The 23,832-nt window shown below is 56.7% G+C and carries 25 protein-coding genes; 17 read left to right on the top strand and 8 right to left on the bottom strand.

Features of this window, described 5'->3' with window-relative positions:
- The first annotated feature begins 38 nt into the window (after positions 1–38).
- The gene (gene ppa, locus RMR21_RS13375) at positions 39–572 is read left to right on the top strand and encodes an inorganic diphosphatase (RefSeq protein ID WP_498668471.1); all 534 of its coding nucleotides are present in this window, start codon (positions 39–41) and stop codon (positions 570–572) included.
- 82 nt (positions 573–654) lie between these two features.
- On the opposite strand, the gene RMR21_RS13370 is transcribed toward ppa, so the two are convergent.
- On the bottom strand, positions 655–945 hold the full coding sequence (locus tag RMR21_RS13370) for a YggT family protein (RefSeq protein WP_498668470.1): 291 nt from the start codon (positions 943–945) through the stop codon (positions 655–657).
- A gap of 402 nt (positions 946–1,347) precedes the next feature.
- Here RMR21_RS13370 and RMR21_RS13365 point away from each other — a divergent pair, with 402 nt between their 5' ends.
- Positions 1,348–1,776: a FliM/FliN family flagellar motor switch protein gene (locus RMR21_RS13365; RefSeq protein ID WP_498668469.1), complete on the top strand. Its 429-nt coding sequence runs from the start codon at positions 1,348–1,350 to the stop codon at positions 1,774–1,776.
- Here the strand turns inward: RMR21_RS13365 and RMR21_RS13360 are convergent.
- The 6 genes from RMR21_RS13360 to hemC all read right to left on the bottom strand — a co-directional run bounded on the left by RMR21_RS13360 (position 1,748) and on the right by hemC (position 7,735).
- Entirely contained in the window at positions 1,748–2,515 is a 768-nt protein-coding gene (locus tag RMR21_RS13360) for a glutamine amidotransferase (RefSeq protein WP_498670167.1), read from the bottom strand. The genes RMR21_RS13365 and RMR21_RS13360 overlap by 29 nt on opposite strands.
- On the bottom strand, positions 2,505–2,996 hold the full coding sequence (locus RMR21_RS13355) for a tellurite resistance TerB family protein (RefSeq protein ID WP_498668468.1): 492 nt from the start codon (positions 2,994–2,996) through the stop codon (positions 2,505–2,507). Before RMR21_RS13355 ends, RMR21_RS13360 begins: the two co-directional genes overlap by 11 nt.
- An 18-nt stretch (positions 2,997–3,014) precedes the next feature.
- Positions 3,015–4,622 (bottom strand): heme biosynthesis protein HemY, encoded by a 1,608-nt coding sequence (locus RMR21_RS13350; protein WP_498668467.1) that lies wholly within the window; start codon positions 4,620–4,622, stop codon positions 3,015–3,017.
- Positions 4,623–4,625: 3 nt separating this feature from the next.
- The gene (locus RMR21_RS13345) at positions 4,626–5,996 is read right to left on the bottom strand and encodes a COG4223 family protein (RefSeq protein ID WP_498668466.1); all 1,371 of its coding nucleotides are present in this window, start codon (positions 5,994–5,996) and stop codon (positions 4,626–4,628) included.
- Between the two features lie 72 nt (positions 5,997–6,068).
- Positions 6,069–6,803, bottom strand: a complete 735-nt coding sequence (locus RMR21_RS13340; protein ID WP_498668465.1) for a uroporphyrinogen-III synthase — start codon at positions 6,801–6,803, stop codon at positions 6,069–6,071.
- Positions 6,804–6,805: 2 nt separating this feature from the next.
- Positions 6,806–7,735 (bottom strand): hydroxymethylbilane synthase, encoded by a 930-nt coding sequence (gene hemC / locus RMR21_RS13335; RefSeq protein WP_498668464.1) that lies wholly within the window; start codon positions 7,733–7,735, stop codon positions 6,806–6,808.
- A gap of 72 nt (positions 7,736–7,807) precedes the next feature.
- Here hemC and tsaD point away from each other — a divergent pair, with 72 nt between their 5' ends.
- From tsaD to RMR21_RS13310, 5 genes are read left to right on the top strand one after another with little or no spacing between them, the layout of a single operon-like run.
- A complete protein-coding gene (gene tsaD / locus RMR21_RS13330; RefSeq protein WP_498668463.1) occupies positions 7,808–8,905 on the top strand; it encodes a tRNA (adenosine(37)-N6)-threonylcarbamoyltransferase complex transferase subunit TsaD in 1,098 nt (365 codons plus the stop codon).
- On the top strand, positions 8,902–9,891 hold the full coding sequence (locus RMR21_RS13325; protein ID WP_498668462.1) for an NAD(P)H-dependent glycerol-3-phosphate dehydrogenase: 990 nt from the start codon (positions 8,902–8,904) through the stop codon (positions 9,889–9,891). Before tsaD ends, RMR21_RS13325 begins: the two co-directional genes overlap by 4 nt.
- A gap of 21 nt (positions 9,892–9,912) precedes the next feature.
- Entirely contained in the window at positions 9,913–10,206 is a 294-nt protein-coding gene (locus RMR21_RS13320; RefSeq protein WP_498668461.1) for a YciI-like protein, read from the top strand.
- Between the two features lie 5 nt (positions 10,207–10,211).
- On the top strand, positions 10,212–10,655 hold the full coding sequence (locus RMR21_RS13315) for an EVE domain-containing protein (RefSeq protein WP_498668460.1): 444 nt from the start codon (positions 10,212–10,214) through the stop codon (positions 10,653–10,655).
- A 5-nt stretch (positions 10,656–10,660) separates the two neighbouring features.
- Positions 10,661–11,305, top strand: a complete 645-nt coding sequence (locus tag RMR21_RS13310; protein WP_498668459.1) for a class I SAM-dependent methyltransferase — start codon at positions 10,661–10,663, stop codon at positions 11,303–11,305.
- A gap of 12 nt (positions 11,306–11,317) precedes the next feature.
- Here the strand turns inward: RMR21_RS13310 and RMR21_RS13305 are convergent, their stop codons facing one another.
- Positions 11,318–11,683 (bottom strand): hypothetical protein, encoded by a 366-nt coding sequence (locus tag RMR21_RS13305; RefSeq protein ID WP_498668458.1) that lies wholly within the window; start codon positions 11,681–11,683, stop codon positions 11,318–11,320.
- 286 nt (positions 11,684–11,969) lie between these two features.
- Between RMR21_RS13305 and sdhC the strand changes: the two genes are divergently transcribed.
- The 10 genes from sdhC (at position 11,970) to RMR21_RS13255 (ending at position 23,802) form a co-directional block, all read left to right on the top strand.
- Entirely contained in the window at positions 11,970–12,362 is a 393-nt protein-coding gene (sdhC, locus tag RMR21_RS13300; RefSeq protein WP_498668457.1) for a succinate dehydrogenase, cytochrome b556 subunit, read from the top strand.
- 12 nt (positions 12,363–12,374) lie between these two features.
- Positions 12,375–12,755 (top strand): succinate dehydrogenase, hydrophobic membrane anchor protein, encoded by a 381-nt coding sequence (sdhD, locus tag RMR21_RS13295; RefSeq protein WP_498668456.1) that lies wholly within the window; start codon positions 12,375–12,377, stop codon positions 12,753–12,755.
- A 6-nt stretch (positions 12,756–12,761) separates the two neighbouring features.
- On the top strand, positions 12,762–14,606 hold the full coding sequence (gene sdhA, locus RMR21_RS13290; RefSeq protein WP_498668455.1) for a succinate dehydrogenase flavoprotein subunit: 1,845 nt from the start codon (positions 12,762–12,764) through the stop codon (positions 14,604–14,606).
- Positions 14,607–14,622: 16 nt separating this feature from the next.
- The gene (locus RMR21_RS13285; RefSeq protein WP_498668454.1) at positions 14,623–15,402 is read left to right on the top strand and encodes a succinate dehydrogenase iron-sulfur subunit; all 780 of its coding nucleotides are present in this window, start codon (positions 14,623–14,625) and stop codon (positions 15,400–15,402) included.
- 202 nt (positions 15,403–15,604) lie between these two features.
- Entirely contained in the window at positions 15,605–16,144 is a 540-nt protein-coding gene (locus RMR21_RS13280) for a protease inhibitor Inh/omp19 family protein (protein ID WP_498668453.1), read from the top strand.
- Between the two features lie 49 nt (positions 16,145–16,193).
- Positions 16,194–17,357, top strand: coding sequence for a cell division protein ZapE (gene zapE, locus RMR21_RS13275; RefSeq protein WP_498668452.1), 1,164 nt, complete (start codon positions 16,194–16,196; stop codon positions 17,355–17,357).
- A 180-nt stretch (positions 17,358–17,537) separates the two neighbouring features.
- Positions 17,538–18,500, top strand: a complete 963-nt coding sequence (gene mdh, locus RMR21_RS13270) for a malate dehydrogenase (RefSeq protein WP_498668451.1) — start codon at positions 17,538–17,540, stop codon at positions 18,498–18,500.
- Between the two features lie 31 nt (positions 18,501–18,531).
- Positions 18,532–19,725 carry an ADP-forming succinate--CoA ligase subunit beta gene (gene sucC / locus RMR21_RS13265; protein WP_498668450.1) on the top strand — a complete coding sequence of 398 codons (1,194 nt, stop codon included), beginning with the start codon at positions 18,532–18,534 and terminating at the stop codon, positions 19,723–19,725.
- A 17-nt stretch (positions 19,726–19,742) separates the two neighbouring features.
- Entirely contained in the window at positions 19,743–20,645 is a 903-nt protein-coding gene (sucD, locus tag RMR21_RS13260) for a succinate--CoA ligase subunit alpha (protein WP_498668449.1), read from the top strand.
- 160 nt (positions 20,646–20,805) lie between these two features.
- Positions 20,806–23,802 (top strand): 2-oxoglutarate dehydrogenase E1 component, encoded by a 2,997-nt coding sequence (locus RMR21_RS13255; protein ID WP_498668448.1) that lies wholly within the window; start codon positions 20,806–20,808, stop codon positions 23,800–23,802.
- Positions 23,803–23,832: the final 30 nt, after the last annotated feature.

Raw genomic sequence — 23,832 nt, 5'->3', positions numbered from 1 at the left:
CGACATGCCAGTCCAACCCACCTAATCGAGGGAAGCGAATGCGTATCGATGCTATTTCTATCGGCAAGAACCCGCCGGATGATATCAATGTGATCGTGGAGGTCCCCGTCGGCGGCCACCCCATCAAGTACGAGATGGACAAGGACGCGGGCGCTCTGGTCGTCGACCGTTTTCTCTACACGCCTATGACCTATCCGGGCAACTACGGCTTCGTGCCGCACACGCTGTCTGAAGATGGTGACCCGATCGATGTCCTGATCTGCAACACGCGGCCGCTGGTACCCGGCTGTGTGATCAATGTGCGCCCAATCGGCGTGATGATCATGGAAGACGACGGTGGCAAGGATGAAAAGATTCTTGCCGTTCCAGCCCCTAAGCTGACCCAGCGTTACGACAAGGTCCAGAATTACACAGACCTGCCGGAAATCACGCTTAAGCAGATTGAGCACTTCTTCGAGCACTACAAGGATCTGGAGCCCGGCAAATGGGTGAAGATGGGCGGCTGGCAGAATGTAGATGTTGCCAAAAAGCTGATCATCGAAGCGATCGAGCGCTACAAGGCACAAAGCTGACGTCAGCCATTGCGCATCCATAGAAATGACAAATCCTCCGGTTCGCATTTGAACCGGAGGATTTTTTTATACTGACCAAAGGTCAGGCGACCAGCGGGTAGATCGTGTTCCACATCAACGAACGGATGAAGAAGATGATCAGAAGAAGGATGATCGGCGAAATATCGATGCCGCCAAGGTTTGGCAGTACACGACGAATGGGTCGCAGCGCCGGTTCGGTGACATTGTAGAGAAAGCTGCCGATCGCTCCCACGAACTGGTTCGAAGAATTGATGACATTGAAGGCATAGAGCCATGAGAAGATGGCACTGATAATCAGTATCCAGGTATAAAGGTTTAACGCCAGATCGATCGTCTGAAACAGGGCAAGCATCAATGTCTCCATATCGTTGTTGGGTGACATTTAGTCATTCACACGGCGACCGGCAAGTGGCGGTTGATTTACATGGTCTTCCAGCCGTCACGCCGCTGTTTTTGCGCTGATCCAAATAAATGACCTGCGTCCATTTTTGACTCCAAGATCTGCTGCTATATGTCCTGACGTGTTACAGGGTTGATCTTTCAGTCTTAAGACATTGCACCAGTTTGAAAATGTGTGTCGTTTTGAGGCAGTCGTTTTATCTGAACGCCGTCTGCGAACCTCCGCCTGTGGATGTTAGGTGCGCGTTAATCATACTGTCATTCTTTTGCAAATCAGCAGTCACGGCGTCGGCAGCTCCAGTACAATGACAGTGGCCCTATGGATGTGGCTGATTCGATATGCCGAGGGTGTTCCATGATGGATTCAAGTGACGGTGCAGCGCCTTTCTCGTGGCCAGCTGTTGGCGCGAGTTTCAAACAGCCTTATCGGGTCGAACATACCCTGAACCCTCCTGTTTCGGATCGGCAGGCCGTAAGCGCGCAACTTGCGGATTGGGGCCAACCGATGCACGATAACAGCCGCGCTCTCGTCGCCTCGCCGCAACCGTCCGGTAAACATTTCGATGAGATACCGCTGACGATGGAAGTCGTCATCGGGCACGCGCAGGTCTCTGTTTCCGCGCTCATGGCCCTCAACAAAGATCAGGTCGTTCTCTTGAACAGGAGTTTTGGCGATCCGGTTGAAATCCGGGTCAACGGTCAGACCATCGGTCGTGGTGAAATCGTCTCCGACGGCGAGGACAACGTCATTGGTGTCAAACTGACAGAAGTGCTGCGTCGCTAGAAACGGTGGTTGTCTGTAATCTACGTTGAAAGACCAGATCCAGAAACTGCGAGAGCCACACTTTGAGCGCATTGTCGAACAGCATTCGGCCTTCCAGATGCTGGCTTCCAACCTGCGCGTTCGGCATACCAAATTTCGCAGCGCCACGTACCACCCAGCTTTGCATCATCGCGCGTGTCAACTCTGCATGAAACTGCAGACCCCAGGCATTTCGACCGTAACGGAAGGCCTGATTGGGGTACGCGTCACCTGTGGCCAGCAGCTCTGCCCCGTGCGGCAACTCAAATCCTTCGCGGTGAAAATGATAGACCATCTGTGGCCAGGATGACATGAGAAGGTTGCCTTTTTCGGTCGCGCGCAGAGGATACCATCCGATTTCCACTCTGCCGTGCTCGTCGCCATTCACCCTCGCGCCGAGGTGCTTGCAGAGCATTTGTGCGCCAAGGCATATTCCAAGAAACGGTTTGTCTTCTTCAAGCGGGATTTTCAGCCAGTCGATTTCCATCTGGATGAATGCGTCCGGATCGTTTGCACTCATCGGGCCACCGAATATCACCGCACCGGCATGGGCAGACAGGGTGGTCGGCAGATCGTCACCCAATGCGGGCCGCCTAATGTCGAGTCGGTACCCTTTCTCTATCAGCATTTGCCCAACCCGACCGGGCGTTGACCTCTCCTGATGCAGAACGATCAGGATTCTGTCTTGGCTGCCTCTGTGATCAGACGGATCAAACAGCATCTTTCTCGGTTTCACTTTCATCCGATATATTCACATGCGTGGCGGCTTGTTGGCGCTGCAGAACGCGGTCTCGGACCGAGACGCCCAGAAGGTCGGCGACACGCCAGATCACATGGTCTTCCATCTCATTACGCTCGCCATCCGCATAGACGATATCCCAGAGGATACCGATCAGCTCAACGCGCTTTTCCTCATCAAGGTGACGGCGAATGTCGGCAGTGAAACGATAATAGTCGACCGCTTCCCGGCCAGCCTCGCGGCCTGCTTCCATCAGCGCGTCCAGCTTGTTGGAACTAAGGTCATAATGCTCCTGCAACAGCTCACGCAGACGCTGACGTTCTACCCTGGAGACTGTACCGTCGGCCTCCATAACCTGAAAACAGAGTGCTGCGATGGCTACGCGCAGGTCGTCGGGCGCAAAATCCTCGGAAGGACTGCCCTGCGTGAGATTATGAAAAAACGACTGAATACGCTCGAGCATGGCGGTCCTTTGTGTTCGTTAAAACAATTTCAGTCGCGTTTTTTCGTCCAGATCACCAGCGGGCCTCTTCACGCCCGGATCGTCTGGGGCTCCGCCGAAAAAGGCGACTGGTTCCTGCTGTCTTTCAAGCTGCTTGTTTTCCGTAGAGGTGGCGACCATCGGTTTTGGCGCCACTGGCTTTTCAGCGATTACCACGGGTGTGTCAGGCTGCAGCACAGGCTCTGATACCTTGGCTGGTACAGGTATTTCGATAATTTTTTCGCGAATTTCGGGCTTTGCCACATCGGGTAAGGACGACAGCGCGTCATCGACGCTGACATCCTCGACGGGGCCTTCCATCTGGCCGAACGGCATTTTCCATTCGAACGCATCCAGACGACCGGTGACGGGAGAAGCAGGCAGCCACTTTTCGGAGACAATACCGTCCGCCACCCAGGCATGATCTCTCGGTGCGCGCAGTGCCTGCGCCATCCAATGGCGAATGCGGCCCTGATCACCTGTTTCGGCTTCTTCGATATCAGCGAGTAGCAGATATGTGCTTTCGCGCGGCTCGATGCGTGCGGCAGCTTGTGCTTTGCTCCGCGCGCGGGCGAAGTCCTGTGCATCGAGCGATGCCTGAGCAACGGCAACAAGGGCTTCAACATTGTTGGGCTTGAGACTTTCGAGCCGCTCCGCCCGTTTGAGGCGGTCAATGGCGGTATCACCGCTGCGAGCTCGTATGTAAAGCTGGGCGATCTGCGGATGCGGCGCAATCTTCCAGACAGGCTCAAGGACTGCGGCAGCCTTGCGCAGATTGTCTTCGCGCAGATAGGATTTGGCAGCAACCAGAGCCGCAGGCACGAGCCCCTTTGACAGTTTCAGCGCCTGCTTGGCATCTTCGCGCGCGGCTTTTGGGTCGCTCTCGAATTTCTCTTCGGCTTTTGCCGTCAGCAGAACCGCTTTTAGGCGCTCGGCTTCACCGCGCTCCAGAACGCTTGCCGCCTTTTGTTGGTCGAGCAGACGAATAGCATCGTCCCATTCGCCGCTTCGGGATTTGCTCTCAAGGGTCGCCTGCGCCGCCCATGGCAGGTAGGGCGCATTCTTTGCAGCATCTTCCGCATATTCCAGTGCCGCTTCGTTCGCGCCTTGGCGTCGGGCTTCCATGTAAAGACCACGAAGGCCGAGCTCGCGGGTTTCAGGGTCCTGAGCCATCGCTTCGAACTTGCGGCGGGCCGCGTCGTATTTGCCTTCGATCAGGTCTGCCTGCGCTTCCAGTAGATGGATCAACGGTTCTTGATCAGCGTTCAAAAGCCCTTGCGTTCGCGCGGTCATTTTCCGAGCAAGAATAGCGTTTCCAGCACCTGCTGCGATCAAGCCGGTCGAGAGGGCCTGATAGCCTCGATCGCGCTTTCGCGAGCGGAAATAGCGGCGTGCCGCGTGCGGTGAAGTCCATACGGTGTTGAACAGCCACCAGACGATCATGACAGCAGCAACGAGGGCTGCCACAAGAGACGCAGCCACCATGAGGCTCATCTCGATCAATTGGCCTTGCCAGACAATCGATAGGACGCCTGGCCGGTCTGCGAGCCAAGAGAAACCAAAGCCGACGAGAAGGACGATGACGACGAAACTGATAATCTTTGTCATGTCTTACCCCTGCTGGCCGGTGCTGCTGATAGCGCGGGTCAGCGTGCCGTTTACAAGATCCTCGACCTGCACGCGGGCATCGAGCGATGTCTTGAAATCTTTTGATGCAGTCTTGGCAGGCTCGGGCAGGCCATCCCACTCAAGAGAGGCGCCCTTCAGGTCACCATTGCGAAGCTTGTCCTCGATGCGCGCGATCTTGGCTTCTGCACCTTCCCCTTCCACATTGCCCACCGGCCTTACCTTGACGAGCGACAGCGCACTTTCCGCCAAGCGATCAACGATGCCTTGGTTGGGATCTGTCTGGTTGAGCGAGTCAAGCATGGCATTGGCGACATCCGGGAAATTGCGAGTCAATTCGGAGCGGGATGGAACGCCGGTATTGGCGAAGGGTCTTAACGATTGAATGGCGGGATCGTCAGGCGTCACGCGTGACAGGGTGTCCAATTCGGTCAAGAACGGCCCACCTCGGTCGATAGCAGCCTTCAGGCCCGCAGACGCAATGGCGCGCGCCACTTCGATATCGTCGCGTGGTTCGTTGATCTTGGTTTCCGCGTCGCTCAAGCGGCGTGTCAAGTCGGCATTGGCCGCGTCTTGTGCGGCTTTTTCAGATTGTAGGGTCGATAGGGTGGATTCGAGTGAGGCCAGCTTGTCAGTGACATCACCACCGCCGGATGCTGTCGAGCTCTCCAGAGCAGCCATACGCGTTTCAAGTGCAGATGTGTCAGCTGTCGTTTGTGGCGCATTGGATATTTGCTGGCGCAGACTTGAAACCTCGGTCTTGAGGGATGCCAGTTCGTCGGACGAGCCAGTGCTGGACGAAAACGGAGGCAGGTAACCTGCATATTGCATGCTGCCCGCAGCCACCAGCGCGACCAAGCCACCAACGATGCCAGCCAATAACACACCAGAATTCCGGCTACCATTATCGCTGCTTTTGGCGTTGGACGAGGATGCCGCAAAGGTTTTATTATCCGTCGCCGGCTTAGATGCTTCCGGTTGTCGCGGCTGCGTCGTCGGTTTGTCGGATTTTAGTGGCTCAGTCTTGAAAGGCGGAACGGTTGTCGTGCCTGCCGCCGCGGGTTTTGCCGTTTGATCCGCCTTTACGTCTTCAGCCTTCTGAAGATTAGGCTCTGGCTCGATCGGCTTCCTGACTTGGTTGTCCCATATCGGTTTCGGGTCCGACTTTTCAGCGCCGAATGCTGAGGTCTTCTCAGAGGGTGCAACCGCCTCCGGCCCTGTTGCTGGTTTGGCCTCTACGGGCCCCGTGTCCTTGTCCTTGTCCTTGCCGATGTCCTTCACGTCCTTCGCGTCGAGATCGATCGTGACAGGTTCAGTGGTGGACTTGGAGTGGCGTGGCGGTTTTCCCGATACCATGACAACCTCATTCTGCCTGAATTTACCTAAACCTAGTCAGTGATAACGGCAAAGGAAAGGGGCGGAAGGGAATTAGGTTCCCGCTTCTCGATCAAGAAGATCAAACATCCGAGACTCACTCGGTGCAGTGCTGGCGAATGCCGCGTGTTGAAACGATGCGGGAACCTGGGAAAGTACTTTGCTGCTGATGCAGACCATCCTGCAATCACGAAATTGTTCAGGATATTTTTCACGTTCCATCAGTTCGAAAAAGATCCGCACGGCTTCGCTCGAATAAAACAGGACTGCATCGATTGGGATATCCGCAATACGCTTTTTCAGGTTGTGGCTTTGCCAAGGAACGGGCTGCATCCGGTAGATTTCGACGGTTTTAAAAGGCACTTTCAATTCACCAAGTGCGCGCTCAAAGCCCTGATCCCTTGGGGTGCCTGCCAGATAGAGGACGGTGCCACGATGGGAGGCGCCCGTATCGGCGATGAGGTGCGCCAAGGCTGAGCCATCGCTTTCGCCGGAGATAATCGCCTGAAAGCCAGCATCGCGTGCCGCTTTTGCAGAGGCATTTCCGACGACAAATATGGGTCTGTGCAGGCTGGCAGCCAGATCTGCGCCTGAGCCTAAAAGGGCACGAACCGCCTCCGCACTCGTCACTGCCAAGAATGCTGGTGTTTTTGCCAAGGCAGCAATGGCCGCCGTTGCATCATGGGTCGGACTTGTCAGCGGCAACAGGACAGGCTCATGGCCAATCTCGTGCAAAAGCTGCGCCGTCCTTAACCCCGATGCTTCCGGGCGTGTGACGACGACGCGCATCGTTAGCTCCAGCTTTCGAAGAAACCGGTTCCTGCAGCAGCGCGGACGTGTTCGCCGGCTTTTTTACCCAGCTCCAAAGCTTGAGCGCTTTTTCCGGAGATTTCGACACTATGCTCTGTTTGCCCATCCGGTGTCAGAATGAGGCCTGAAAAGTGCAGGTCACCGCCATCGCATTGGGCGTAACCGGCAATCGGTGTTCGGCATGAACCATCCAGAACCGACAGAAACGCGCGCTCGCAGGAAACGGCGTCGTAAGTGGGACAGTGGTTGACGGCAGCGAGTAGATCGTCGATGCGGGTATCGCCAATACGACTTTCGATGCCGATGGCGCCTTGTGCCGGTGCCGGGAGGAAATCTTTCGTTTCCAGCAGTTGCGTCGGTATGTCAGCCATATTCAGGCGTTTGAGACCTGCAAAGGCGAGTAAGGTCGCGTGCGCCATTCCCTCGTCAAGCTTGCGCAGACGCGTTGCAACGGCACCCCGAAAGAGGATGAGGTTGAGGTCGGGTCGCACCCGGCGGATAAGAGCTTGTCGGCGCAACGAAGCGGAACCGACTGTTGCGCCATGCGGCAACTCTGTGAGTTTCGGGGCGGTGCGACCGATAAAAGCATCACGCACGTCTTCGCGGGGCAGGAACGCGGACAGATGTAAGCCATCTGGCAGTTTCGTCGCCATATCCTTGGAGGAGTGCACGGCAAAATCCAGCTCCCCGGAGAGAAGCTTCGTCTCGAGTTCCTCCGTAAACAGTCCTTTGCCGCCGACCTCCGACAAAGCACGATCAGCTATGCGGTCACCCTTCGTCACAATCGGCACGATTTCGAACATCTCCGGCACAAGGCCATGCGCCGCGACGAGGCGATCTCGCGTCTCGAAGGCTTGCGCGAGCGCCAAGGGGCTGCCACGCGTGCCGATTCGAAAAGGTTTTGTTTGCATCCGCTTCTATCCATTGTTACCGGAGGTGTTCGTACCCAAGTTTCTGAAACACCGCAATCAACGAACCGGCTGATGACCCCCTTTCTTCGTATCCTCGGCATTGAGACAAGCTGCGACGAAACCGCTGCATCCGTGGTGGTTCGGCATGCTGACGGTCGCGGCGAGATCGTCTCTGACGTCGTTTTGTCGCAGCTGGAAGAACACAGTGCCTATGGTGGGGTGGTGCCGGAAATTGCCGCGCGTGCCCATGTGGAAGCACTCGATACCCTGATCGAAGAAGCACTGGCCGGTGCGGGCGTGACGCTTGCCGATATCGATGCTGTCGCCGCAACCTCTGGCCCCGGTTTGATCGGCGGACTGATCGTCGGTCTGATGACGGGAAAGGCGATTGCCAAGGCGGCAGGGAAACCGCTTTACGCCATCAATCATCTCGAAGGTCATGCGCTGACGGCGCGTTTGACGGATGGCCTGTCCTTCCCTTACCTGATGCTGCTCGTCTCCGGCGGGCATACGCAGCTCATTCTCGTGCGCGGCGTCGGTCAATATGAGCGCTGGGGCACGACCATCGACGATGCGCTGGGCGAGGCCTTCGACAAGACCGCAAAGCTCTTGGGCCTACCGTATCCCGGTGGGCCTGCGGTCGAGAAGGCAGCAAAAACTGGCAATGCGGACCGTTTCGCGTTGCCTCGGCCGATGGTGGGTGAAGCGCGGCTCGATTTTTCCTTTTCCGGCCTGAAGACCGCAGTTCGTCAGGCGGCAACAGCTATTGTCCCGCTCTCAGATCAGGACATTGCGGACATCTGCGCCTCTTTTCAAAAAGCCGTATCGCGGACTTTGAAAGACCGTATCGGCCGTGGACTGCAAAGGTTTGTGGAGGAGTTTCCATCGGTTGATGGAGGTCCGTCGCTGGTCGTGGCTGGTGGCGTTGCGGCCAATCAGGAGATACGTCGCACGCTTCAGGACTTGTGCGACAAGCATCGGTTTCGGTTCATCGCGCCACCCTTGCAACTGTGCACCGATAATGCTGCGATGATTGCCTGGGCGGGGCTCGAGCGCATGGCGCAAGGCATGGAGCCTGATAGTCTCGATGTTCAGCCGCGCTCACGCTGGCCACTGGATGCGCAGGCCCAGACGTTGATCGGCTTTGGCAAGCGAGGCGCAAAGGCATGACGGAGCGTGAGAAGATCGTCGTCATCGGTGCAGGCGCTTTCGGCACGGCAATCGCCGTGGTCGTTGCGCTTGAAAACCGCCACAATGTGACGTTGCTCGGCCGAGACGCTGGGTTGATGGCGGATCTGTCCGCCGATGGCGTTCACGATGCAGCGCTGCCCGGCATTTCCTTGCCGGATGGCTTGAAATACTCGGCTGAACCCGAGGCTCTTGAAGATGCTGACATCGTTCTCTTCGCCATACCATCGCAGGCGCAAGCGGATGCAGCACGGCATTACGGTCCTTACCTGGCTAAAGATACCGTTATCGTGACCTGTGCCAAGGGTATCGACCGATTATCCGGAAAATTGTTGACGGATGTGCTGGAGCGCGAACTGCCGCATCATGTGGTCGGGGTCTTATCAGGTCCTGGCTTTGCGGCCGATATCGCCAAGGGGTTGCCGACGGCCATGGCGGTCGCTGCGCGCGACCTGAGTGTGGCCCAGCGACTTGCGCAGACAATTTCCGGCCGTACGTTCCGGCTTTATGCCTCGACGGATCGTATCGGTGTGCAACTGGGTGGTGCGTTGAAGAATGTGCTGGCGATTGCGGGCGGCATTGTCGAAGGCGCGGGCCTCGGGGATTCCGCACGTGCGGCGCTGATTTCACGCGGGCTCGCGGAAATGTCGCGTCTCGCCGCCGCCATGGGAGGGCAGTCTAATACTGTTCGTGGCCTTTCCGGCCTTGGAGATCTGGTTCTGACGGCGACCAGCCACCAGTCGCGTAATTTGCGTTTCGGCATTTTGCTGGGGCAGGGCGGCGATGCCGCCACATTTCATGGCGGTTTGGTGGAGGGCGCCTACGCGGCCTCCGTTGCGTCGCGTCTCGCCGATGGGCTCGGTGTCGACATGCCAATTACAGATGCGGTTGCGGCGATCATCGAGGGCAAGCTGGACATCAAGACCGCCATTCAACAATTGATGACACGGCCCATCACCACCGAGTAGGGCACTCAAAAGGAGACGAAAATGCTGTTTGCTTTCATTTGCAAAGACAAGCCTGACCATCTGCATGTGCGTATGGAGACCCGCCCTGTGCATCTGGAGCACCTCAACAGGCTGAACGCAGAAGGTACGCTGAAAATGGCAGGCCCGTTTCTGGATGCAGACGGCAAGCCGAATGGCAGCCTTGTGATCGTCGAGGCAGCCGATATCGATGCGGCAAAGGCGCTGGCCGATGCCGATCCTTATGCCAAGGCGGGTCTGTTCGAAAGCGTCGAAGTGAAGCCCTATAATTGGGTCTTCAACAATCCGGGAGCGTGAGAGCCATGGCGAATTACTGGCTTTTCAAGTCCGAGCCATCCACATGGTCGTGGGCGCAGCAAAAGGCCAAAGGTGACGCTGGCGAAGAGTGGGGTGGGGTGCGCAATTACCAAGCGCGCAACAATATGCGTGCCATGAAAATTGGCGACAAGGGCTTCTTCTACCACTCCAACGAGGGGCTGGAAGTCGTCGGTATCGTCGAAGTCTGTGAGTTGTCGCGGCCTGACACAACTGCGGAAGGTGATGCGCGCTGGGACTGCGTACACATCAAGGCCGTGTGCGATATGCCAACGCCGGTTACACTCAAAGACGTGAAGGCCAATCCCAAGCTTGCCGAGATGTCGCTTGTCACGTCCATGCGTCTGTCCGTACAGCCTGTATTGCTTGAGGAGTATCTTGAAGTTTGCCGGATGGGCAAGCTCGACAAGCCTCCGCGCTCTCCGGACTGAAAGGATTGAAAACCGATCCTTACGTCTTCATCCGGGGCAATACGACAGTCATGTCGCCGCCGCATGTACCGGAAATTCGGCTGCATCTGGCAAGTGAAGCACATGAACTCTGGTTGAAGACGGAAGACGAATTGCAGGAGATCGGCTTGCCGCCGCCATTCTGGGCATTTGCCTGGGCGGGTGGCCAAGGGTTGGCGCGTTATATTCTCGATCATCCCGAGACGGTGGCAGGCAAGCGCGTCGTCGATTTTGCCAGCGGTTCGGGGATTGTCGCGATCTGCGCTGCGCTCGCGGGTGCGGCAAACGTGACGGCTGTCGATATCGACCCTTGGGCAAAGACGGCCATTGCTCTCAACGCCGCAGAAAACAATGTGCGTGTCGACTTCATGAGCAACGACATCGTCGGAAAAGCCATCGACGCAGATGTGCTACTGGCAGGTGATGTCTTTTATGATGGCGCCTTTGCCGCCCTTCTCACACCCTGGCTTTCGACCCTAAAACGAAACGGGGTCACGGTTCTGATCGGTGATCCCGGTCGGGTCTATTTACCGCAAAACCTTTTGGAGCCTTGCGCCATCTACCAGGTGCCTGTCACGCGGGTTCTGGAAGACAGCGACGTGAAGAAAACCACGGTCTGGACATTCGTCTAGCGCAGAAACGTTTCAGGGACGGATGACGCAGACGCCTGCTTCGTATGAGCATTCAGCACCCATCGTCTTTCTGTTGACGTGAATGATGCGTGGTCTGTTGGGGCTTGGTATCGTGAAAGTCGCATTTCCGTTGGTGCCCTCTGCGGCAAAGTAGATCCCGTTGCGCGGCGCACGGATACCTGAAACGGCGCCTGCATAAGTGCCGATCCCACGGATGTAAGACGGTAATCCATCGCCGCCATAATAAGAACGATACTGGTGCCGATGATGGTTGGTACTGTTTTTATACTGTAGATTGTCCATCGCATTCGCGTGAGAAACGCCTATGATTGCGCCTGTCACCACGATGAAAGAGGCAGCGATTCGGGGTGTTAACATGACGATTTCTCTCCGGATTTATCGCGTATACGGTGCCGATTATTTTGACGTTTACGTAAATTATTTTTAGCGTCTCAGCTTGGAAACGCTCAGGAATTTATTGTTGATCCAACGAATTACAATGATTCTTCAAGCCACAATCGATTAAATTCGTTCGCGCTGGCAATTGTGCTTGTGGTCATGACCTCGTGCTATTAAAGGTCGCGGTTGGTGCAATGCACATTTCTCCGTCATGTGCGTTGTTTGGGGCGCCCGCTTTATGGGCGCGGAACGCCGTGAGGTTCATATGGCGAATACGACAAGCAATCGGCCATTGTCGCCGCATCTTCAAGTCTACAGGCTCATCCCGACGATGCTGGCATCGATCGTGCATCGAATCACCGGTGCGGCGTTGTATTTCGGCACAGTGTTGGTTGCGTGGTGGTTGATCGCGACAGCGTCCGGCGTGGATGCCTACAGCTGGGTCCAGTGGGCCATGAATTCCATTATCGGTAAACTCGTTCTGATTGGGTATACCTGGGCGCTCGTTCACCATATGCTGGGTGGCCTTCGCCACTTCATGTGGGATCTGGGTCATGGCTTCGACAAGCATTTCACCACGAAAATCGCCAAGGCGTCCTTCGTGGTTTCGATCTGTCTGACCGCGCTGATCTGGGTTGTCGCCCTGATCGTGCGCTGAGGAGATATTACCATGGATATGCGTACACCCCTCAATAAGGTTCGCGGTCTTGGCTCTGCCAGGGAAGGCACGGAGCATTTCTGGCGCCAGCGCGTAACCGCAGTCGCAAACGTTCCGCTTCTGATTTTCTTTGTCGTCTTCCTCGTCATGTATGGCGGCGCACCCTTTGAAGAGGTGGCCGCGGCCTTGGCCAACCCACTCGTTGCCGTGACGATGGTTCTTGTCGTTGTCTCCGGCATCATCCACATGAAGCTGGGCATGCAGGTCATCATCGAAGACTATGTGCATGCGGAAGTGCCTAAGCTCGTCTTTTTGATGCTCAACACGTTCTTCTCGGTGATCATGGCCGGTCTCTGCCTTTTCGCCGTTCTGAAAATCGCATTCGCAGGATAACCCGTCATGGCACCCAACAGTTCACCTTCTCAGAACGGCAAGGCCTATACTTATGTCGATCACTCCTATGACGTGATCGTTGTAGGGGCTGGCGGCGCGGGTCTTCGCGCGACGCTCGGCATGGCCGAACAGGGCTTCAAGACAGCCTGCATCACCAAGGTTTTTCCGACCCGCTCGCACACCGTTGCTGCGCAGGGCGGCATTGCCGCATCGCTCAACAACATGACGCCCGACAGCTGGCAGTGGCACCTTTACGATACCGTCAAGGGTTCCGACTGGCTGGGCGACGTGGACGCCATGCAGTATCTTGCCATGGAAGCACCAAAGGCGGTCTATGAGCTAGAGCATTACGGCGTGCCGTTCTCGCGTAACGCCGAAGGCAAGATCTACCAGCGCCCATTCGGCGGCCACATGCAGAATTACGGTGAAGGTCCACCAGTGCAGCGCACCTGCGCCGCTGCCGACCGTACCGGCCACGCTATTTTGCACACGCTTTACGGTCAGTCGTTGCGTCATAATGCCGAATTCTTCATCGAGTATTTCGCGCTTGATCTCATCATGTCGGATGACGGAAGCCGTTGCACAGGGGTCGTTGCTTGGAACCTCGATGACGGCACCATCCACCGCTTTACGGCGAAGATGGTGGTTCTGGCGACGGGCGGTTATGGCCGTGCCTATTTCTCCGCAACGTCTGCGCACACCTGCACGGGCGATGGCGGCGGCATGATCGCGCGTGCCGGTCTGCCGCTTCAGGACATGGAATTCGTTCAGTTCCACCCGACCGGCATCTACGGCGCAGGCTGTCTGATCACAGAAGGCGCACGCGGTGAGGGCGGTTATCTCGTCAACTCCGAAGGCGAGCGCTTCATGGAGCGTTACGCGCCATCCGCCAAGGATCTTGCGTCGCGTGACGTCGTCTCTCGTTGCATGACCATGGAAATCCGTGAAGGTCGTGGCGTCGGCAAGAACAAGGACCACATCTTCCTGCATCTGGATCACCTCGATCCGGCCATCCTGCATGAGCGCCTTCCAGGCATTTCCGAAAGCGCCAAGATTTTTGCGGGCGTGGATGTGACGCGCGAACCGATCCCCGTTCTGCCGACGGTTCACTACAATATGGGCGGCATTCCGACCAACTATTGGGGTGAAGTGCTGAACGCCGATAGTGAAAACCCTGAGCGGATCATTCCAGGCCTGATGGCTGTGGGTGAAGCGGGTTGTGCCTCGGTGCACGGTGCGAACCGCCTCGGCTCCAACTCGCTGATCGACCTCGTGGTCTTTGGCCGTGCCGCTGCCATTCGTGCAGCCGAAGTCATCGATCGTCCCAGCGCTATTCCAGCGCTCAACGTTGCTGCCTGCGACAAGATCATGGATCGCTTCGACCGTCTGCGCAACGCAAGTGGTGGCACGCCGACCGCCGTGTTGCGTGACAAGATGCAGCGCGCCATGCAGGACGATGCTGCGGTGTTCCGCACGCAGGAATCGCTGGAAAGCGGTTGCCAGCGCCTTTCTGCCATCTGGAAGGAATTGCCTGATATCAAGGTCACCGACCGTTCCATGGTCTGGAATTCCGATCTTGTCGAAACGTTGGAACTTGAAAACCTCATGGCCAACGCCATCACCACCGTCTACGGTGCCGAGGCCCGCAAGGAAAGCCGTGGCAGCCATGCGCGTGAAGACTTCGTGGACGGCCCGTTTGGCGGGCGCGACGACGTCAATTGGCGCAAGCACACGCTGGCCTGGGTGAACGAGCAGGGCGATGTGAAGCTTGATTACCGTCCGGTTCACACGGAACTGATTGCTGAGGGTATCGATCTGCAAAAGATCGCGCCTAAAGCTCGCGTCTACTGATTGAGAGGAACTGGACATGGTTGAACTTGCTCTCCCAAAAAACTCTCAGATGACCGAAGGCAAGGTCTGGCCGAAGCCGGAAGGCGCGAAGAATATTCGCGAATACCGGGTTTATCGCTGGAACCCTGACGATGGGCAGAACCCGCGTATCGATACCTATTACATCGATGTCGATGATTGTGGCCCGATGGTTCTCGATGCTCTTCTCTACATCAAGAACACTGTCGATCCGACACTGACGCTTCGCCGTTCCTGTCGCGAGGGCATCTGCGGTTCTTGCGCGATGAACATCGATGGTACGAACACGCTGGCCTGCACCAAGGGCATGGAAGAAATCAACGGGACCGTTAAGGTCTATCCGCTGCCGCACATGCCTGTCGTGAAGGACCTCGTTCCTGATCTTTCGAACTTCTATGCGCAGCATCGCTCTATCGAGCCTTGGCTGAAGACGGTATCACCGACGCCTGCCAAGGAATGGAAGCAAAGCCATGACGATCGTCAGAAGCTGGATGGTCTCTATGAGTGCATCTTGTGCGCATGCTGCTCCGCCTCCTGTCCCAGCTACTGGTGGAACGGCGACCGTTATCTCGGTCCGGCTGTTCTGCTGCAGGCCTATCGCTGGCTGATCGACAGCCGTGACGAAGCGACTGGCGAGCGCCTCGATGATCTGGAAGATCCGTTCCGCCTGTATCGTTGCCACACGATCATGAACTGCGCACAGGCATGCCCGAAGGGGTTGAACCCTGCCAAGGCGATTGCCGAGATCAAGAAGATGATGGTCGAGCGCCGCGTCTAAGCGCGGTGGATAATGGACGAAAACAAACAGGCCGCGATCCCCATCGTGGCCTGTTTCATGATAACGAGGCTGGACACGTCTGTAAAAATCGACTGAAATTGCAATTATCCCGGTAGTGGCTTGCGTTGGCTAATGCTTTGGTAATAATTCAGCCGTTTTGTGTAGACATGGTCTTGCCGAAGCAGAAAATCGGGAGCTTGAAATGCAGTTCAGATATGTGGTGACGGGTCTAGTGGTCGTTATGAGCCTTGCCGGTTGCCAGCGTACCTCCTTCGATTACAACAATAACAGCAGCCCGAACGGCAATCCCGGTTACACGCCGCCGCTTCAGGCACAGCCAGTGCCGTCCGTGCAGTCCGGCGCTTTACCGCCTCCCGGCGGTTCCTCGCAGTTCCCGAATGCGCCTGCCAATGCAGCGCCCGGCGGTACGAATGTGGCGTCTGCTCCTCCGACTGCTGCTATGGACGTCACCAAGGAAGCTATGGTTGGCAACTGGCGTGTGTCCAATGGCGGAGCAAGTTGCGACATGTTCCTGACCCTGACCAACCTGGGCAGCGGATCGCGCGGCGGTACCCGCGGTTGCGCTGGGGAACTGTCGTCCATGGGCTCATGGGAAGTCTCCAACAAGATGGTTCAGTTCAAGAACCGCGCCGGCGATACGATCGGTCGGGTCTACAAGACAGGCGATACGCGTTACGATGGCACGACCAACAGCGGTCAGCCACTCAGCCTCAGCCGATAATGTTTTCACGCGGGCAGCGTTTTACGGTGCTCGCGTTTGAGGCGCGTGTATGAAGCCATTACCAGATTACAATCATAGTGTTGTTGAACAGCTCAATGCACTAACAGTGTCTGGCGAGTTGAAGGCCGACGCCGCACAGATGGGTGTGGCAGTGCAACTGGATCGGATTCTGGCCGATCTCAAGATCCGCAAGCCAGCTAAGAAAAAGAGTGCGCTCGGCTGGATGTTTGCAAAAAAGGTAGGCCCTGCCGCATCCGTCAAAGGCCTCTATGTCGAGGGAAGTGTTGGACGCGGAAAGACGATGCTGATGGACATGTTCTTTCAGCTCGCTCCCATCGAAAAGAAACGCCGCTGCCATTTTCACGAATTCATGGCCGACGTGCACAATCGCGTCCACGCGCATCGCCAGAAGCTGAAAAGTGGTGAAACCAAGCAGGCCGATCCCATCCCGCCGGTTGCCGCACAGTTGCTAGCCGAGGCTGAGCTGCTATGCTTCGATGAATTCTCGGTCACCGATATCGCTGATGCGATGATCCTCTCGCGGCTTTTCACCGAACTCTTCGCCAATGGATGCGTGCTGGTTACGACATCGAATGTCTTGCCGGACAATCTTTATAAGGACGGTCTTAATCGTAGCCTGTTTCTGCCCTTCGTCGATTTGCTACAGCAGCATGTTCAGGTCGTGACCCTGAATAGCCCGACCGATTATCGGATGGAGAAAATCAGGAGCCTGCCTGTCTATGTAGCGCCACTGGGCGAGGCTTCCGATAAGGCTATGGATATGGCTTGGCAGCAATTAACCGAAGGTCATGTCAGTGCGCCGACCGATATCGCTGTCAAGGGACGCTCCGTCGTTGTACCGAAGGCCGCTGGGCGCGTTGCACGTTTTTCGTTCGCCGATCTGTGCGAGAAGCCGCTCGGTGCGTCTGATTTTCTGGCCATCGCCGACAGGTTCGACACTGTTTTCATCGATCATATTCCTCTGCTTGATGCTGACAAGCGCAACGAAACGAAGCGCTTTATTATCCTGATTGATGCCTTCTACGATCGTACCATCCGAATCTTTGCCTCCGCCGCAGCCATGCCGGAAGACCTTCTTGTTAAGCGGAAGGGGACTGAAGGCTTCGAGTTTGATCGCACCGCATCGCGCCTGTTTGAGATGCGAAGCGCTGATTATCTCGCTTTGCACAATGAAAAACGCGACACTGTGTGACGTTTTTATAACTTTAGTTCTTACGTTTACGTAAGTATTTTGTCATCTAAACGATTGAAAATACTCACTTCAAAACTATTTGTTGCCATTTCCTCCCAATAAAGCTAAGTCGAGTGCGACAATTTAAAGCCGCCTTGTGTTTGCGGCGAAATTGAATTGAAGCTCAAGAGGAAGCATTCGATGTCTCGCAAAAAGATTGCACTTATTGGTTCTGGCATGATCGGCGGCACGCTGGCGCACTTGGCCAGCCTCAAGGAACTGGGCGATATCGTCCTCTTCGATATTGCTGATGGCATTCCACAAGGTAAGGGTCTCGATATTGCCCAGTCCGGGCCGGTTGAAGGTTTCAATGCCAAGCTGACCGGCGCATCCGATTACGCTGCCATCGAAGGCGCAGACGTTTGCATCGTGACAGCCGGTGTTGCCCGCAAGCCCGGTATGAGCCGCGACGATCTTCTCGGCATCAATCTCAAGGTCATGGAACAGGTCGGCGCCGGCATCAAGAAATATGCCCCGAATGCTTTCGTCATCTGCATCACCAATCCGCTCGACGCCATGGTCTGGGCTCTCCAGAAATTCTCCGGCCTGCCGAAGAACAAGGTTGTTGGCATGGCTGGCGTTCTCGACAGCGCGCGCTTCCGCCTGTTCCTCTCTGAAGAATTCAACGTCTCCGTTCAGGACGTAACGGCCTTCGTTCTCGGTGGTCATGGCGATACCATGGTTCCATTGGCACGCTACTCCACCGTTGGCGGCGTTCCTTTGACAGACCTCGTGAAGATGGGCTGGCTGACGGCCGAGCGTCTCGAAGAGATTGTTCAACGTACCCGCGACGGCGGTGCCGAAATCGTCGGTCTTCTCAAGACCGGTTCGGCTTATTACGCACCTGCTGCGTCGGCGATCGAAATGGCTGAATCCTACCTCAAGGACAAGAAGCGCGTTCTTCCTGCTGCGGCCTACCTTTCCGGTCAGTACGGCGTCAACGACATGTATGTCGGCGTGCCCACGATCATCGGTGCTGGCGGTATCGAGCGCATCATCGAAATCGAACTCAACAAGGACGAGGAAGCTGCCTTCCAGAAGTCCGTCGGCGCGGTTGCGGGCCTCTGCGAAGCCTGCATCAATATTGCTCCGTCGCTGAAGTAATGGCCTTACGGCTTAAAACAGGGATTAATCCATGAATATTCATGAATATCAGGCCAAAGCTCTTCTCAAGGGCTATGGTGCGCCGGTGGCCGAAGGGGTCGCTATTCTCAAGGTTGAAGAAGCCGAAGCGGCTGCAAAGCAGCTTCCCGGCCCGCTTTACGTCGTCAAGAGCCAGATCCATGCTGGTGGCCGCGGTAAAGGCAAGTTCAAGGAACTCGGCCCCGATGCAAAGGGTGGCGTTCGCCTTGCGAAGTCCATCGAAGAGGTTATCAGCCACGCCAAGGACATGCTTGGCAACACGCTGGTCACGGCGCAGACGGGTGACGCTGGCAAGCAGGTCAACCGTCTCTATATCGAAGACGGCGCAGACATCGACCGCGAACTTTATTGCTCGCTGCTGGTGGATCGCTCGGTTGGCCAGGTTGCTTTCGTGGTTTCCACCGAAGGCGGTATGGACATCGAAGCTGTGGCACACGACACGCCAGAGAAAATCCACACGATCGCTATCGAGCCTGAAGCCGGTGTGACCGCTGCAAACATCGAAGCCATCTCCAAGGCTCTCGAATTGTCGTCGGCTGCTGCTGAAGACGCAAAGGCACTTTTCCCGGCGCTGTATACTGCGTTCGTTGAAAAGGACATGGCTCTCCTCGAAGTGAACCCGCTGATCGTCATGACTGATGGTCATCTGCGCGTTCTCGATGCCAAGATGTCCTTCGATGGCAATGCGCTTTTCCGTCACGACGACGTAAAGCTGCTGCGCGACGAAAGCGAAGAAGACGCCAAGGAAATCGAAGCGTCCAAGTGGGACCTCGCTTACGTGGCGCTTGATGGCAACATTGGCTGCATGGTCAACGGCGCTGGTCTAGCCATGGCAACGATGGACATCATCAAGCTGTACGGCAAAGAGCCTGCAAACTTCTGCGACGTCGGCGGTGGCGCTGGCAAGGAAAAGGTTGCGGCTGCGTTCAAGATCATCACGGCTGACCCGAAGGTTGAAGGCATTCTCGTCAACATCTTCGGCGGCATCATGAAGTGCGACGTCATTGCCGAGGGCGTTATCGCCGCGGTGAAGGAAGTCGGTCTGCAGGTTCCACTCGTTGTGCGCCTCGAAGGCACCAATGTCGAACTGGGCAAGAAGCTCCTGAACGAATCGGGTCTTGCGATTACGGCTGCTGACGATCTGGACGATGCAGCCAAGAAGATCGTTGCGGCGATCAACGGCTAATTGAGGGACTTGAAATAATGTCTATTCTTGTAAACAAAGACACCAAGATCCTCGTTCAGGGTCTGACCGGCAAGACCGGCACTTTCCACACCGAACAGGCGCTTGCTTACTACGGCACGCAGATGGTCGGCGGTATTCACCCCAAGAAGGGTGGCGAAACATGGACCGGCTCCAAGGGCGAGAGCCTGCCGATCTATGCGACCGTTGCGGAAGCCAAGGAAAAGACCGGTGCTGACGCATCGGTGATCTATGTGCCGCCAGCAGGCGCGGCTGATGCGATCATCGAAGCCATCGACGCGGAAATTCCGTTCATCACCTGCATCACCGAAGGCATTCCTGTCATGGACATGGTTCGCGTCAAGGCTCGCCTCGACCGCTCCAAGTCCCGCCTGCTTGGCCCTAACTGCCCGGGCATCATGACACCGGAAGAGTGCAAGATCGGCATCATGCCGGGCTCGATCTTCCGCAAGGGTTCGGTCGGTATCGTTTCGCGCTCCGGCACGCTGACTTACGAAGCCGTGTTCCAGACATCCAACGAAGGCCTTGGCCAGACGACGGCTGTCGGTATTGGTGGTGACCCGGTCAAGGGTACCGAGTTCATCGACATCCTGGAAATGTTCCTCGCTGACGAAGCCACGCAGTCGATCATCATGATCGGCGAAATCGGCGGTGCTGCTGAAGAAGAAGCAGCGCAGTTCCTGATCGACGAAGCCAAGAAGGGCCGTAAGAAGCCAATGGCTGGCTTCATCGCTGGACGTACCGCACCAAAGGGCCGCACCATGGGTCATGCCGGTGCTGTGGTTTCCGGTGGCAAGGGCGACGCGGAATCCAAGATTTCGGCCATGGAGGCGGCTGGTATCAAGGTTTCGCCTTCCCCGGCGCGCCTTGGTAAGACTCTGGTCGAAGTCCTCAAGGGCTGAGACTGAAACAGATCTGGCAGCGGGCAGGGGTCGGAAACGGCAGCCTGCCCGAAGCCGCAAGAAGAACAGTCGATGCTTTCGCACCGAAGACCAAAGCGGCAGGCCGGCGACGGTCATCAACGGGATTGAGGAGGCGGGCGAATACGTCCGCGAAAACACCATGGCAAGGCAAGAAGCCAACGAGCAGTTTCAGATCACGTCGTTTCTAGACGGCGCGAATGCAGCCTATATCGAGCAGCTCTACGCCCGGTACGAGGAGGATTCGTCTTCCGTATCTCCAGAATGGCAGAGCTTCTTCAAAGGGCTTTCCGATAATCCCGATGACGTGAAAGCGGCGGCCAAGGGTGCTTCATGGAAGCGCTCCAACTGGCCGATCGCTGCCAATGGCGACTTGATTTCGGCGCTGGACGGCAATTGGGCCACCGTCGAAAAGGCCATCGAAAAGAAGGTTCAGGCCAAAGCTGAAGCCAAGGGTGCCGAGACAGGCAAGACCGTCAGCGAGGCAGAGGTTCTTCGTGCGACACGCGACAGCGTGCGCGCCATCATGATGATCCGAGCCTACCGCATGCGTGGTCACCTGCATGCCAAGCTCGACCCGCTCGGTATCGCGAGCGCCGTCGAGGACTATGATGAATTGTCGCCGAAGTCCTATGGCTTCGAGGAAAGCGATTACGATCGCAAGATTTTCATCGATAATGTGCTGGGTCTCGAATACGCCTCCGTCCGCGAGATGATCGAGATTCTTGAGCGCACCTATTGCTCGACGCTCGGCGTCGAGTTCATGCATATGTCGAGCCCCGAAGAAAAGGGCTGGATCCAGGAGCGCATCGAAGGCCCGGACAAGGGCGTCGCGTTTACCGCCGAAGGCAAGAAGGCGATCCTCTCCAAGCTGATCGAGGGCGAAGGCTACGAGCAGTTCCTCGACGTTCGTTTCAAGGGCACCAAGCGTTTTGGTCTGGATGGTAGCGAATCGCTCATCCCGGCGCTGGAACAGATCATCAAGCGTGGCGGCCAGGAAGGCCTGGAAGAAGTTGTTCTCGGCATGGCGCACCGTGGCCGTCTGAACGTTCTGACCAACGTCATGGGCAAGCCGCATCGCGCCGTTTTCCACGAGTTCAAGGGCGGTTCGTTCAAGCCAGACGACGTCGAAGGTTCTGGCGACGTGAAGTATCATCTTGGTGCATCCTCGGACCGTGAGTTCGATGGCAACAAGGTTCACCTGTCGCTGACCGCCAACCCGTCGCACCTCGAAATCGTCAACCCCGTCGTCATGGGCAAGGCCCGCGCCAAGCAGGATCAGCTTGCCAAGGCTTGGGATGGCGACACCATCCCATTGTCCGAACGCGCCAAGGTTCTGCCATTGCTGCTGCATGGTGATGCGGCCTTTGCGGGTCAGGGCGTGGTTGCCGAAATCCTCGGTCTGTCCGGTCTGCGCGGTCACCGCGTTGCCGGGACCATGCATGTCATCATCAACAACCAGATCGGCTTTACGACGAACCCCGGCTTCTCGCGGTCTTCGCCGTATCCATCCGACGTTGCCAAGATGATCGAAGCACCGATCTTCCACGTCAATGGCGACGATCCGGAAGCTGTTGTTTACGCGGCGAAGGTCGCGACCGAATACCGCATGAAGTTCCACAAGCCTGTCGTGATCGACATGTTCTGCTACCGTCGCTTCGGCCACAATGAAGGTGATGAGCCTTCGTTCACGCAGCCGAAGATGTACAAGGTCATCCGTGCGCACAAGACCGTCGCCAACATCTATGCCGAGCGTCTGATCGCCGAAGGTCTTCTGACCGAAGGCGAGTTCGAAAAGATGAAGGCTGATTGGCGCGCGCATCTGGAGCAGGAATTCGAAGCGGGTCAGAGCTACAAGCCCAACAAGGCCGACTGGCTTGATGGTCAGTGGTCCGGCCTGCGTGCCGCCGACAATGCCGACGAACAGCGCCGTGGCAAGACCGGTGCCCCGATGAAGCAGTTGAAGGAAATCGGTCGCAAGCTGTCGACCATTCCTGAAGGCTTCAAGGCACACAAGACGATCCAGCGCTTCATGGAAAACCGCGCCCAGATGATCGAGACCGGCGAAGGTCTGGATTGGGCGATGGCGGAAGCCATGGCGTTCGGCTCGCTGGTCGTCGATGGTCACAAGATCCGTCTGTCCGGCCAGGATTGCGAACGCGGCACGTTTTCGCAGCGCCATTCGGTTCTCTACGATCAGGAGAGCGAAGAGCGTTACATTCCGCTGGCAAACCTTGCGCCGACGCAGGCCCGTTACGAAGTCATAAACTCCATGCTGTCTGAAGAAGCCGTTCTTGGTTTCGAATACGGTTATTCGCTGGCCCGCCCGAATGCGCTGACACTCTGGGAAGCCCAGTTCGGTGACTTTGCCAACGGTGCTCAGGTCGTGTTTGACCAGTTCATCTCGTCTGGTGAACGCAAGTGGCTTCGGATGTCCGGTCTCGTCTGCCTCCTGCCGCATGGCTATGAGGGTCAGGGCCCTGAACACTCGTCTGCCCGTCTGGAACGCTGGTTGCAGATGTGCGCCGAAGACAACATGCAGGTCGCAAACGTCACGACGCCGTCGAACTACTTCCACATCCTACGCCGTCAGGTGAAGCGCGACTTCCGCAAGCCGCTCATCTTGATGACACCGAAGTCTTTGCTGCGCCACAAGCGTGCGACGTCATCGCTGACGGAACTGGCTGGTGAATCTTCGTTCCACCGTCTGTTGTGGGACGATGCCGAAGTCATCAAGGATGGTCCGATCAAGCTCCAGAAGGATTCGAAGGTCCGTCGCGTCGTTCTTTGCACCGGCAAGGTCTATTACGACCTGCTTGAAGAGCGCGAAAAGCGTGGTATCGACGACATCTATCTGTTGCGTATCGAACAGCTCTATCCGTTCCCGGCCAAGGCGCTCATCAACGAGCTCTCCCGTTTCCGCAACGCGGAAATGGTCTGGTGCCAGGAAGAGCCGAAGAATATGGGTGCGTGGTCGTTCATCGACCCTTACTTGGAATGGGTTCTGGCGCACATCGATGCTAAGTACCAGAAGGTCCGTTACACGGGTCGTCCGGCTGCAGCATCGCCTGCAACGGGCCTGATGTCCAAGCACCTCGCGCAGCTCGCGGCATTTTTGGAAGACGCGTTGGGAGAGTGATCACTCTCCCACACGCACCCTCGCAAAACA

This window comes from Agrobacterium sp. rho-8.1, assembly GCF_033957725.1.
Classification (GTDB): Bacteria; Pseudomonadota; Alphaproteobacteria; order Rhizobiales; family Rhizobiaceae; genus Agrobacterium.
Note: the sequence above shows the minus strand (reverse complement) of the source record. Positions and strands in the feature narration are given on the sequence as shown.

What these genes read in the sequence shown, in the direction of transcription:
- ppa (WP_498668471.1), top strand. Translation starts at nt 39, where the DNA reads ATGCGTATCGATGCTATTTCTATCGGCAAGAACCCGCCGGATGATATC.
- RMR21_RS13370 (WP_498668470.1), bottom strand. Translation starts at nt 945, where the DNA reads ATGCTTGCCCTGTTTCAGACGATCGATCTGGCGTTAAACCTTTATACC.
- RMR21_RS13365 (WP_498668469.1), top strand. Translation starts at nt 1,348, where the DNA reads ATGATGGATTCAAGTGACGGTGCAGCGCCTTTCTCGTGGCCAGCTGTT.
- RMR21_RS13360 (WP_498670167.1), bottom strand. Translation starts at nt 2,515, where the DNA reads ATGCTGTTTGATCCGTCTGATCACAGAGGCAGCCAAGACAGAATCCTG.
- RMR21_RS13355 (WP_498668468.1), bottom strand. Translation starts at nt 2,996, where the DNA reads ATGCTCGAGCGTATTCAGTCGTTTTTTCATAATCTCACGCAGGGCAGT.
- RMR21_RS13350 (WP_498668467.1), bottom strand. Translation starts at nt 4,622, where the DNA reads ATGACAAAGATTATCAGTTTCGTCGTCATCGTCCTTCTCGTCGGCTTT.
- RMR21_RS13345 (WP_498668466.1), bottom strand. Translation starts at nt 5,996, where the DNA reads ATGGTATCGGGAAAACCGCCACGCCACTCCAAGTCCACCACTGAACCT.
- RMR21_RS13340 (WP_498668465.1), bottom strand. Translation starts at nt 6,803, where the DNA reads ATGCGCGTCGTCGTCACACGCCCGGAAGCATCGGGGTTAAGGACGGCG.
- hemC (WP_498668464.1), bottom strand. Translation starts at nt 7,735, where the DNA reads ATGCAAACAAAACCTTTTCGAATCGGCACGCGTGGCAGCCCCTTGGCG.
- tsaD (WP_498668463.1), top strand. Translation starts at nt 7,808, where the DNA reads ATGACCCCCTTTCTTCGTATCCTCGGCATTGAGACAAGCTGCGACGAA.
- RMR21_RS13325 (WP_498668462.1), top strand. Translation starts at nt 8,902, where the DNA reads ATGACGGAGCGTGAGAAGATCGTCGTCATCGGTGCAGGCGCTTTCGGC.
- RMR21_RS13320 (WP_498668461.1), top strand. Translation starts at nt 9,913, where the DNA reads ATGCTGTTTGCTTTCATTTGCAAAGACAAGCCTGACCATCTGCATGTG.
- RMR21_RS13315 (WP_498668460.1), top strand. Translation starts at nt 10,212, where the DNA reads ATGGCGAATTACTGGCTTTTCAAGTCCGAGCCATCCACATGGTCGTGG.
- RMR21_RS13305 (WP_498668458.1), bottom strand. Translation starts at nt 11,683, where the DNA reads ATGTTAACACCCCGAATCGCTGCCTCTTTCATCGTGGTGACAGGCGCA.
- sdhC (WP_498668457.1), top strand. Translation starts at nt 11,970, where the DNA reads ATGGCGAATACGACAAGCAATCGGCCATTGTCGCCGCATCTTCAAGTC.
- sdhD (WP_498668456.1), top strand. Translation starts at nt 12,375, where the DNA reads ATGGATATGCGTACACCCCTCAATAAGGTTCGCGGTCTTGGCTCTGCC.
- sdhA (WP_498668455.1), top strand. Translation starts at nt 12,762, where the DNA reads ATGGCACCCAACAGTTCACCTTCTCAGAACGGCAAGGCCTATACTTAT.
- RMR21_RS13285 (WP_498668454.1), top strand. Translation starts at nt 14,623, where the DNA reads ATGGTTGAACTTGCTCTCCCAAAAAACTCTCAGATGACCGAAGGCAAG.
- RMR21_RS13280 (WP_498668453.1), top strand. Translation starts at nt 15,605, where the DNA reads ATGCAGTTCAGATATGTGGTGACGGGTCTAGTGGTCGTTATGAGCCTT.
- zapE (WP_498668452.1), top strand. Translation starts at nt 16,194, where the DNA reads ATGAAGCCATTACCAGATTACAATCATAGTGTTGTTGAACAGCTCAAT.
- mdh (WP_498668451.1), top strand. Translation starts at nt 17,538, where the DNA reads ATGTCTCGCAAAAAGATTGCACTTATTGGTTCTGGCATGATCGGCGGC.
- sucC (WP_498668450.1), top strand. Translation starts at nt 18,532, where the DNA reads ATGAATATTCATGAATATCAGGCCAAAGCTCTTCTCAAGGGCTATGGT.
- sucD (WP_498668449.1), top strand. Translation starts at nt 19,743, where the DNA reads ATGTCTATTCTTGTAAACAAAGACACCAAGATCCTCGTTCAGGGTCTG.
- RMR21_RS13255 (WP_498668448.1), top strand. Translation starts at nt 20,806, where the DNA reads ATGGCAAGGCAAGAAGCCAACGAGCAGTTTCAGATCACGTCGTTTCTA.